Source organism: Methylobacterium symbioticum, assembly GCF_902141845.1.
GTDB classification, from domain to species: domain Bacteria; phylum Pseudomonadota; class Alphaproteobacteria; order Rhizobiales; family Beijerinckiaceae; genus Methylobacterium; species Methylobacterium symbioticum.
On record NZ_CABFPH010000245.1, the window covers coordinates 1 to 775 of the forward strand.

General features: G+C 71.0%; 1 protein-coding gene. It reads left to right on the plus strand.

Translation table 11 applies throughout. The features are described 5' to 3' along the window. Positions 1–774: outer membrane protein (locus tag MET9862_RS29075; protein ID WP_142586325.1), on the plus strand; the 774-nt coding region annotated here is incomplete at its 5' end. Position 775 lies beyond the last annotated feature (1 nt).

Genomic DNA, 775 nt, shown 5'->3' on the forward strand with positions numbered 1-775 from the left:
CCGGTGCCGGTCTTCACCTGGACGGGCTTCTACGCCGGTTTCAACGCCGGCTACGGCTTCGGCACCGGCAATGACCGCGGCGCCACCGTCGCCGCCGTCCCGGCCGCCTACGGCGTCTTCGCCAATCCCGGCCCGCAGGTCATCGCCTTCGCCGGCCAGCGCTCGGCCGAGGGCTTCGTCGGCGGTGGCCAGATCGGCTACAACTATCAGTTCACCCCGGGCTCGGGCGTGGTGGTCGGCGTCGAGGCCGACGCCCAGTACGTCGATTTCGGCCGTGACCGGAACCGCTTCCTGGCCACCAGCCCGCTGGCCGCCGGCGCCGCCGCCTTCAACCCGAACGGCGTGACCGGCCTCGACTACTTCGGCACCGTGCGCGGCCGCCTCGGCTACGCCTTCGACCGCACCCTCGTCTACGCCACCGGCGGCTTCGCCTACGGCTCGGGCGGCGGCCGCGACTTCGGCCTGCCCAACTTCACCCGCGACGAGTTCCAGACCGGCTGGACCGTCGGCGGCGGCGTCGAGTACGCCCTGCCCACCGACTCGTTCCTGAACTTCTTCCGCTCCTCGGCCGTGACGCTGAAGGTGGAAGGCCTGTACGTGAACCTCGACCAGGGCAACCGCAACAACGGCCTGTTCGCCGTCGGCGCCACCGGCATCCCGGTCGCCCTCAGCAGCACCGGCGTCACCGTCATCTCCGGCGCCACCAGCCGCCGCAACGACACCGAGTTCGCCGTCGTCCGCGCCGGCATCAACTACAAGTTCGGCTCGTACTGAG